The sequence below is a fragment of the Enterobacter cloacae complex sp. IR5441 genome (assembly GCF_049238215.1).
Classification (GTDB): Bacteria; Pseudomonadota; Gammaproteobacteria; order Enterobacterales; family Enterobacteriaceae; genus Enterobacter; species Enterobacter hormaechei_C.
The window spans coordinates 67765-76257 of the sequence record NZ_JBMKIA010000019.1 but is presented as its reverse complement, the minus strand read 5'-3'; the positions used below and the strand labels follow the sequence as shown (position 1 = coordinate 76257).

The window sequence follows — 8493 nt, the reverse complement described above, 5'->3', positions numbered from 1 at the left end:
CGGCATTCTGGCTACACAATAACAAGGGAAGACTTACTCGTGGCTGCAACCCTACTAGCTCAAAATTTATTCACACATGGTTACGCTTTGGGGAAATTATGAGGGGATCTCTCAGAGCTTGGCGTGCTGGAGTCGATGGCGAGCGGACGGCTTTTAATTAACGGAATCGCTGTATTTGCGCCTGAAAGAACGTTTCAGGGGCGTGGGGATATTTTTTATCTGGAAGTGACCAAAGGCATTGCGGAAGCCAGCGCGCCACATAATGTCTGGATCAGTTATTGCGGATTAGAGGAACAAAATGCGGACGTGAAATTATTTATGGAAAAGGCAAGCCATAAAAATATTAACGCAATAATTATCATTGGTACGGATGATTCCACCATATTTAAGCTGGCCAGCACGCTGAATAAACCCTGTGTATTAATTAATTCCGTTGACCGGGACCGGATGCTGGATTCGGTTTCCCCCGATCATCGCGCAATCGGCTTTACCACGATGCAATATCTTTTCGAGCAGGGGCATCGCCGGGTGCTGACCATTACCTGTTTACGCCGGGACACGCTCTATGCCCGGCTGGATGGAATTAAAGAAGCGTACCGGCATTTTCATGTGGCGTTTGAGCCGCAGCGGGATTTACTGGTCACGGAGTGGTTTACCGCTGAAGAGGCTGAGCGCGAGCTGGATGCGTGGCTGTTACGTCACGACAGAGCGCAGTGGCCTGAGGTCATTTTTCCCAACAGCACCAGCATGACCGAGGGTGTGCTGAAGGCGTTACAGCGGCATGGGCTGCGCGTGCCGGAAGACATCTCCATCATCACCACCGATTTTGCGTGGAATTTAGCAAACCGGCTTGAAAAGCCCATTACGGGGATCACGGTGCCCTGTCGGGATTTGGGCATAGAAGCGGTGCATTTGCTGCAAACGCGGCTCAACCGACCACAGGCGCCAGTGTTTAACCTGCTGTTGCAGGGGAAAGTCATTGATTACGGTTCGGTGAGTAATGCCACGCGCCACGCGGCTCGCGTGGCGCTGATGCAGTAATCAGGCCTGCTGGGGAGGCAGGCAAACGCCGATGCCGCCAATGCCGCAGTAGCCATACGGATTTTTATGCAGGTACTGCTGGTGGTCGTCTTCGGCATAGTAGAACGGTTTCGCGGTAGCGATTTCCGTCGTGACCTGACGTTTATCACCGGCCGCCTGCATCGCTTCCTGGAAACGCGTCAGGCTGGCGTGGGCGGCGGCCTCCTGCTCTGGGGTGAGCGGGTAGATGGCCGAACGGTATTGGGTGCCGTGATCGTTACCCTGACGCATACCCTGTGCCGGGTCATGGTTTTCCCAGAACACCTGGAGCAGCTGTTCATAGCTAATGACGCTCGGGTCATACACCACACGCACCGCTTCAGCATGACCGGTTTCACCGGAACAGACTTCGCGGTAGGTTGGGTTAGGCGTATATCCTCCGGTGTAGCCCGCAGCGGTGCTGTACACGCCCGGCAGTTGCCAGAACAGGCGTTCTACGCCCCAGAAGCAGCCCATGGCAAACAGGGCGATCTCCATTCCATCAGGAACGTTTGTCATTGAATGGTTGTTTACGGCGTGTAATGTTGCCACTGGCATAGGGGTGTTGCGTCCCGGTAACGCATCGGCTTGTGATACCAGATGCTTTTTATCGAATAAACTCACGGTGGGGCCTCCCGGGTAGCGTTGTTTCGGTTAAGGTTGTCACGAAGCGTTTAATTGAACACAATAAATGCGATGAATGAGTCTAGATTTAATCATAAGAAATATTTGGGTGTTACACCCTTTTTCAACCCGTAATTTGGGTTTTTGGCTTTCAGGCCGTATTTTGCCGCGGAGCGGCACTGCATTTGCTTCCAGGGTGGAAACAGGGATATTCAGGAGAAAACGTGACAAAGATCCGCCAGTTATGTTTAGTCAGTTTAATGCTGACCAGCGGGATTGCCAGCGCGGCGAATGTCCGTTTGCAGGTTGAGGGGTTATCCGGGGCGCTGGAAAAAAACGTGCGTGCGCAGCTTTCTACCATCCAGAGCGATGAGGTCACGCCGGATCGGCGTTTTCGCGCGCGCGTGGATGACGCCATCCGCGAAGGCTTAAAGGCGTTGGGGTACTACGAACCCACCATCGATTTCGATTTACGCCCGCCGCCGGCGAAAGGACGCCAGGTGTTGATTGCCCGCGTCTCGCCGGGCGAACCCGTCCTGATTGGCGGCACGAACGTGGTGCTGCGCGGCGGTGCGCGCACCGATCGGGACTACCTGGATCTGCTCAGCACCCGTCCGAAAGTGGGCACCGTGCTCAATCACGGGGATTACGATCGTTTTAAAAAATCCTTAACCAGCGTTTCGCTGCGCAAAGGCTACTTCGACAGCCGGTTCAACAAAAGCCAGCTGGGCGTTGCGCTTGAGCGACGTCAGGCATTCTGGGATATCGATTACGACAGCGGCGAGCGCTACCGGTTTGGCGATGTGACCTTCGAAGGATCGCAAATCCGTGACGAGTATCTGCAAAATCTGGTGCCGTTTAAAAAGGGCGACTACTACCAGTCCAGCGACCTGGGCGAGCTGAACCGTCGTTTGTCCGCGACGGGCTGGTTTAACTCCGTGGTGGTAGCGCCGGAATTTGATAAATCCCGTAAAACGAAAGTGTTACCGCTGCATGGCGTGGTCTCTCCGCGCACCGAGAACACCATTGAGACCGGTGTCGGCTACTCCACGGACGTCGGCCCGCGCGTGAAAGCCTCATGGAAAAAACCGTGGATGAACTCCTACGGCCACAGCCTGACCACCAGCGTCAGCCTGTCTGCGCCTGAACAGCAGCTGGACTTCAGCTATAAAATGCCGCTGCTGAAAAATCCGCTTGAGCAATACTACCTCGTGCAGGGCGGCTTTAAGCGTACCGATTTGAACGATACCGAGCAGGACTCGACGACGCTTGCGGTATCACGCTTCTGGGATCTCTCCAGCGGCTGGCAGCGCGCCATTAACCTGCGCTGGAGCCTCGACCACTTTACCCAGGCAAACGTCACCAACACCACCATGCTGCTTTATCCGGGCGTGATGATCAGCCGTACCCGCTCGCGCGGTGGCCTGATGCCGACCTGGGGCGATTCTCAGCGCTACTCCATCGATTACTCCAACACCGCCTGGGGCTCCGACGTAGACTTCTCCGTCTTTCAGGCGCAAAACGTCTGGATCCGCACGCTGTACGACAAACACCGCTTTGTGATGCGCGGTAATCTCGGCTGGATCGAAACCGGTGATTTCGAACGCGTCCCGCCGGATCTGCGCTTCTTCGCCGGGGGCGACCGCAGCATTCGCGGGTATAAGTACAAATCGATCTCACCTGAAAACGACAAAGGCCAGTTGACCGGGGCGTCAAAACTGGCGACTGGCTCGCTGGAGTACCAGTACAACGTCAGCGGCAAGTGGTGGGGAGCGATGTTCGTTGACGGCGGTGAAGCGGTGAACGATATCCGCCGCAGCGATTTCAAAACCGGCGCGGGCGTAGGCGTGCGCTGGCAGTCACCGGTCGGGCCCATCAAGCTCGATTTCGCCGTTCCGGTGGGCGACAAAGACGAACACGGTTTACAGTTTTACATCGGTCTGGGGCCTGAATTATGAGTTTATGGAAGAAGATAAGCCTCGGGGTGCTGATTTTTATCGTATTACTGCTCGGTACGGTGGCGTTTCTGGTGGGCACCACCACGGGCCTGCATTTGCTGTTTAACGCCGCGAACCGCTGGGTGCCGGGGCTGGAAATCGGCCAGGTAACGGGCGGCTGGCGCGATCTGCGCCTGAAAAATATCCGTTATGAACAGCCCGGTGTGGCGGTGAATGCGGGCGAGTTTCATCTGGCGGTCAAGCTCGGCTGCCTGCGGGACAGCCAGCTGTGCGTAAACGATCTGTCGCTAAAAGACGTTAACGTGGCGATAGATTCCAAAAAAATGCCGAAGTCCGAGCCTGTCGAAGAAGAGGACAGCGGCCCGCTGAACCTCTCCACGCCGTACCCGATTGCGCTTTACCGGGTCGCACTGGATAACGTGAATATCAAAATCGACGACACGACGGTATCCGTGATGGATTTCACCTCTGGTCTGCGCTGGCAGGAGAAAAACCTCACTCTGACCCCAACCTCCCTGCAAGGGCTGCTGATTGCGCTACCGAAGGTGGCCGACGTGGCGCAGGAAGAGATCGTCGAGCCGAAGATCCAGAACCCGCAGCCGGAAGAAAAACCGCTGGGCGAAACGCTGAAAGATCTCTTCTCGAAACCGGTTCTGCCGGAGATGACCGACGTGCATCTGCCGCTGAACCTCAATATCGAAGAGTTTAAGGGCGAGCAGTTGCGTCTGACCGGCGATACCGATCTGACGGTCTTCAACATGCTGCTTAAAGTCAGCAGTATCGACGGCAACATGAAGCTCGACGCGCTGGATATTGATACTAACCAGGGGTCGGTCAACGCCTCAGGCAATGCGCTACTGCGTGACAACTGGCCGGTAGATATTACGCTGAACAGCGCCCTGAACATCGATCCGCTGAAAGGCGAAAAGGTGAAGGTGAAAGTCGGCGGCGCGCTGCGCGAGAAGCTGGAGTTCGGCGTGAACCTCTCCGGACCGGTGGATATGGTGCTGCGCGGGCAAACCCAGCTGGCAGAGGCCGGTTTACCGCTCAACCTTGAGGTTGTCAGCAAGCAGCTTTACTGGCCGTTCACCGGCGAAAAACAGTTCCAGGCTGACGATCTGAAGCTGAAGCTGAGTGGCAAAATGACCGACTACACGCTGTCGTTCCGCACGGCAGTGAAGGGGCAGGGGGTACCGCCCGCCGATATCACCCTGGATGCGAAGGGTAACGAGTTGCAGGTTAACCTCGACAAGCTGACCGTGGCGGCGCTGGAAGGAAAAACCGAGCTGACCGCGCTGCTCGACTGGCAGCAGGCGATCAGCTGGCGCGGCGAGCTGAAGCTGACCGGGATCAACACCGCTAAAGAGGTCCCGGACTGGCCGTCAAAACTGGATGGCCTGATCAAAACCCGCGGTAGCCTGTACGGTGGCACCTGGCAGATGGACGTGCCGGAACTCAAGCTCACCGGCAACGTGAAGCAGAACAAAGTCAACGTAGAGGGCTCGCTTAAGGGCAACAGCTATCTCCAGTGGGTGATCCCGGGCCTGCACGTGGCGCTGGGTCGCAACACGGCGGATATTAAAGGCGAGCTGGGCGTGAAAGACCTCAATCTGGATGCCACCATCGACGCGCCAAATCTCGATAACGCCCTGCCGGGTCTTGGCGGCACGGCGAAGGGGTTAGTGAAGGTTCGCGGTACGGTGGAGGCGCCGCAGCTGCTGGCGGACATCACCGCCAATAACCTGCGCTGGCAGGAACTTTCTATTGCCCGCGTGCGTGTCGAGGGAGACGTGAAATCCACCGATCAGATCGGCGGAAACCTGGATCTGCGCGTGGAGCGTATCTCTCAGCCGGACGTGAACATCAGTCTGGTCACGCTGGCGGCAAAAGGTAACGAAAAGCAGCACGATCTCCAGCTACGCGTGCAGGGCGAGCCGGTCTCCGGGCAGCTGCACCTGACGGGCAGTTTTGACCGCCAGGCGACGCGCTGGAAAGGCGTGCTGGATAACACCCGCTTCAGCACGCCGGTCGGCCCGCTGGTGCTGTCGCGGTCTGTCGCGCTGGATTACCGCAACGCGGAGCAAAAGATCAGCATTGGGCCACACTGCTGGACCAACCCGAATGCTGAGCTGTGCGTGCCGCAGACCATTGATGCGGGCGCGGAAGGACATGCGCAGATCAACCTCAACCGTTTCGACCTGGCGATGCTGAAACCGTTTATGCCGGAAACCACCCAGGCCAGCGGGGTCTTCAGCGGCAAAGCGGACGTCGCGTGGGACACCACCAAAGAGGGACTGCCGCAGGGCAGCGTTACCCTCTCCGGGCGTAACGTGAAGGTGACGCAGGAGGTCAATGACGCGCCGCTGCCGGTGGCGTTCGACACCCTGAATGTGAACGCTGACCTGCGTAACAATCGTGCGGAACTGGGATGGCTGATCCGCCTGACCAACAACGGTCAGTTTGACGGACAGGTGCAAATTACCGATCCGCAAGGGCGGCGCAATCTCGGCGGCAACGTCAATATTCGCAACTTCAACCTGGCGATGGTGAATCCGATCTTCTCGCGGGGAGAAAAGGCGGCGGGGATGCTCAGCGCCAACCTGCGTCTGGCGGGGGATGCGCAAAGCCCACAGCTGTTTGGCCAGATGCGGTTAAACGGCGTGGACATTGACGGTAACTTTATGCCGTTCGATATGCAGCCAAGCCAGCTGACGATGAACTTTAACGGCCAAAGCTCAACCCTCAGTGGCTCAGTGCTGACGCAGCAGGGACAAATCAACCTGAGCGGTGACGCAGACTGGAGCCAGCTCGACAACTGGCGCGCCCGTATTGCGGCCAAGGGCAGCAGGGTGCGTATCACGGTACCGCCGATGGTGCGCCTGGACGTGTCGCCAGACGTGGTCTTTGAGGCAACGCCGAGTCTCTTCACCCTGGACGGCCGTGTTGACGTACCGTGGGCGCGCATCGTGGTTCACGAGGTGCCGGAAAGCGCGGTTGGCGTCTCCAGTGACGAAGTTATGCTCAATGAAAATCTGAAACCTGTTGAACAGAAGAGCGCTGGCATACCGATCAATAGTAATCTTATCGTGCACGTGGGGAATAACGTGCGTTTGGACGCGTTTGGGCTGAAGGCGAGACTCACGGGTGACCTGAAAGTGGCGCAGGATCAACAGGGACTTGGCCTCAATGGACAAATCAATATTCCTGAAGGGCGCTTCCATGCCTACGGGCAGGATTTGATTGTGCGTAAAGGCGAGCTGCTGTTCTCCGGTCCACCGGATCAGCCGGTACTCAATATCGAAGCGATCCGTAACCCGGAAGCCACCGAAGATGATGTGATTGCAGGCGTGCGCGTGACGGGCTCCGCCGATGAACCTAAGGCAGAGATCTTCTCTGACCCGGCCATGTCGCAACAGGAAGCGCTCTCTTACCTCCTTCGCGGCCAGGGTCTGGATAGCCAACAGGGCGATGGTGCGGCAATGACATCAATGTTAGTCGGTCTGGGGGTTGCACAAAGTGGTCAGGTTGTGGGTAAAATCGGCGAGACGTTTGGCGTAAGCAATCTGGCGCTGGACACTCAGGGCGTGGGTGACTCTTCGCAGGTAGTGGTCAGCGGCTATGTACTGCCGGGTCTACAGGTAAAATATGGCGTGGGGATCTTTGACTCACTGGCTACACTCACGTTACGTTATCGCCTGATGCCTAAGCTATATCTGGAAGCAGTGTCCGGCGTAGACCAGGCACTTGATCTGCTCTATCAGTTTGAGTTTTAGCAATGCGAATATTTGTTTACGGCAGTTTACGAACCAGGCAAGGCAACAGCCACTGGATGACCAACGCCCAGTTGCTGGGAAATTACACAATCGAAAACTACCAGTTGTACAGTCTGGGCCACTATCCAGGCGCGGTTCCGGGGAACGGAACGGTACAGGGTGAGGTTTATCGTATTGATAATGCCACGCTGGCCGAACTTGATGCCTTGCGCACCAGGGGCGGTGAATACGCTCGCCAGTTGATCCAGACGCCTTACGGCAGTGCATGGATGTACGTGTACCAACGTTCGGTCGACGGGTTAACGTTGATTGAAAGCGGTAACTGGTTAGACAGAGACCAGTTCTGAAAAAAGACAACGCCACCGTAAGGTGGCGTTGTCTTTTTGCGCCTCTTGCTGATTGTAGGCCCGTGCAAGCGTAGCGCCGCCGGGCGAAACTCTCCAGCCACAAAAAAGCCCCGACGCGCGGGGCTTAGTCTCAGCAGTAAGAATTACTTCTTAGCAGCACGCTCGAAGGAGGCGATGATTTCTGCTTTCGCCGCTTCTGCGTTATCCCAGCCTTCAACTTTAACCCATTTGCCTTTTTCGAGATCTTTGTAGTGCTCGAAGAAGTGGGCGATCTGCGCTTTCAGCAGCTCTGGCAGGTCGTTCACATCTTTAATGTGATCGTACTCTTTGCTCAGCTTGGTGTGCGGTACGGCAACCAGTTTCGCATCTTCACCCGCTTCGTCAGTCATTTTCAGCACGCCAACAGGACGGCAGCGAATGACGGAGCCTGGCTGCAATGGGTATGGCGTTGGGACCAGTACGTCAACCGGGTCACCGTCCAGAGACAGAGTGTGGTTGATGTAGCCGTAGTTGCACGGATAGAACATGGCGGTAGACATGAAACGGTCAACGAACAGCGCACCGGTGTCTTTGTCGATTTCGTATTTGATTGGATCTGCGTTGGCCGGGATTTCGATCACAACGTAGATGTCTTCTGGCAGTTCTTTACCCGCAGGGACGTTGAGTAAGCTCATGTCGGTGTCCTTTAAAATGGATGGTAAACAAGTGGCAGGTATTATAGCCAACTGGCGC

6 protein-coding genes and 1 pseudogene are annotated in these 8493 nt (G+C 56.5%); 5 read left to right on the top strand and 2 right to left on the bottom strand.

All coding sequences use genetic code 11. The features are described from left to right. Both ACOTX5_RS18405 and ACOTX5_RS18400 read left to right on the top strand, forming a co-directional pair. Nucleotides 1-102 (top strand): hypothetical protein (locus ACOTX5_RS18405; RefSeq protein ID WP_223230349.1); only part of this gene is annotated, 102 nt, incomplete at its 5' end. 12 nt (nucleotides 103-114) lie between these two features. Beyond that, a pseudogene (locus ACOTX5_RS18400) lies at nucleotides 115-1041 on the top strand (LacI family DNA-binding transcriptional regulator); the annotation flags it as partial. Here the strand turns inward: ACOTX5_RS18400 and msrA are convergent. Continuing rightward, nucleotides 1042-1683: a peptide-methionine (S)-S-oxide reductase MsrA gene (msrA, locus tag ACOTX5_RS18395; protein ID WP_006810351.1), complete on the bottom strand. Its 642-nt coding sequence runs from the start codon at nucleotides 1681-1683 to the stop codon at nucleotides 1042-1044. 224 nt (nucleotides 1684-1907) lie between these two features. On the opposite strand from msrA, the gene tamA reads away from it, so the two are divergent. The 3 genes from tamA to ACOTX5_RS18380 are packed head-to-tail and all read left to right on the top strand — an operon-like array spanning nucleotide 1908 to nucleotide 7761. Beyond that, nucleotides 1908-3641: an autotransporter assembly complex protein TamA gene (gene tamA / locus ACOTX5_RS18390; protein WP_017694656.1), complete on the top strand. Its 1734-nt coding sequence runs from the start codon at nucleotides 1908-1910 to the stop codon at nucleotides 3639-3641. Continuing rightward, nucleotides 3638-7414 (top strand): autotransporter assembly complex protein TamB, encoded by a 3777-nt coding sequence (tamB, locus tag ACOTX5_RS18385; RefSeq protein ID WP_032103141.1) that lies wholly within the window; start codon nucleotides 3638-3640, stop codon nucleotides 7412-7414. Before tamA ends, tamB begins: the two co-directional genes overlap by 4 nt. Before the next feature lie 2 nt (nucleotides 7415-7416). After that, entirely contained in the window at nucleotides 7417-7761 is a 345-nt protein-coding gene (locus ACOTX5_RS18380) for a gamma-glutamylcyclotransferase family protein (RefSeq protein ID WP_017383925.1), read from the top strand. Between the two features lie 143 nt (nucleotides 7762-7904). Here ACOTX5_RS18380 and ppa read toward each other — a convergent pair whose 3' ends face one another. After that, nucleotides 7905-8435, bottom strand: a complete 531-nt coding sequence (gene ppa / locus ACOTX5_RS18375; RefSeq protein WP_006810347.1) for an inorganic diphosphatase — start codon at nucleotides 8433-8435, stop codon at nucleotides 7905-7907. Nucleotides 8436-8493 lie beyond the last annotated feature (58 nt).